The sequence below is a fragment of the Shewanella sp. GutCb genome, assembly GCF_002836135.1.
Classification (GTDB): domain Bacteria; phylum Pseudomonadota; class Gammaproteobacteria; order Enterobacterales; family Shewanellaceae; genus Shewanella.
Map to the genome: position 1 here is coordinate 1 of NZ_PJBL01000058.1, position 1,211 is coordinate 1,211.

The 1,211-nt window shown below is 32.4% G+C and carries 1 protein-coding gene; it reads left to right on the forward strand.

Translation table 11 applies throughout. The annotated features are described in order from the left end of the window. The first annotated feature begins 134 nt into the window (after window positions 1–134). On the forward strand, window positions 135–1,202 hold the full coding sequence (locus tag CXF86_RS19940; RefSeq protein ID WP_102039876.1) for a hypothetical protein: 1,068 nt from the start codon (window positions 135–137) through the stop codon (window positions 1,200–1,202). Window positions 1,203–1,211: the final 9 nt, after the last annotated feature.

Genomic DNA, 1,211 nt, shown 5'->3' on the forward strand with positions numbered 1-1,211 from the left:
GGCATTCAAACGGAAAATTTACAGTTGGCTGTTTTTCGTGCCTCAAACATTTTAGCCAACAGTAAATTTCCGCTTAATGCGGCGTTATGTAAACTCTCAAATTGTGCTCGTAAATATTTAAAAGGTTTCAGTAAATGAATAAAGTCCGCGAAATTCTAGACACGATAGCTTCGTGTTCCACTTATGACAAAGTTGTTGTCAAAGAGCTGATGAATGAACTAGAGAAGTGTCATTCATACTGTGTAGACACATGGACTATTACCGAAATTGAAGCTATTGATAAAAGTTTAGCTAAATTAGCTGAGAATTCTTTCGCAAGCAATTTTCTCCAAGATATCAAGAAGCTATGTTTAGACGTTAAAGGGGAGGCATATTTACTGGTTAAATTCTATTTCGAATTAAACTATCTTAAAAACAAAACTAATAGCTTAAATGAAATTAGAAACCTAAAGTCCGAATACTCTGAAAATCATGCATACTCATACCAATTTATTAAAATGGTCAATGATCTTGAAGATCGCAGTATTGAGCTACTTGAAGATTCACATCAGACTAGTGTAGGTTTGGTTATGAAAACAGTTAAAGGACCCGCACTTTCTACTTACACTAATCAAGCCATAAATTTATCAATTAAGTTGTTATATAAGTATATAGCACAACATGACTTTACAAGAGCTAACAGCTTTATTGAAGAATTAGATCATGTGAAGCCTTTTACTGACAGTTATATTTTTACTAACATATTAGCTGGATTACCATATGCAGTTGAGCAAAGTGAAGCACTTTATAACCTTAATAAATTAACATTAGAAGAAATGGAAGGTAAAGTTAAAAAAATTAGTGAAGATAGTAATAAGAGGAGTTTTGAAATTCTTATTGTCTTTACTGCTGTTATTACATTCTTAGTCACAGCTGCAGGTGTTACAACTTCAGATACAACATCTGTACCCGGTCTGGCTTCCCTTGGTTTAATCTTAGTAGTATTTATAGTTACAGCGATAATATGTCTAGATCGTCCTAAAAATATATTTAGTGATCCTAGAATACTCGTTTTGATTTTAGCTTTGTTGTCATCCTTAGGAATAGCTCTAATTGATAAATACGATAAATTTGAGCTTTGGTCTGATAAAACTGTCCATATCGAGTTTTATGAAAAACAATCTGAAGTAAAGACTGAAATTCAAGTCCCATTTAGGCTTTAATTAACGTTT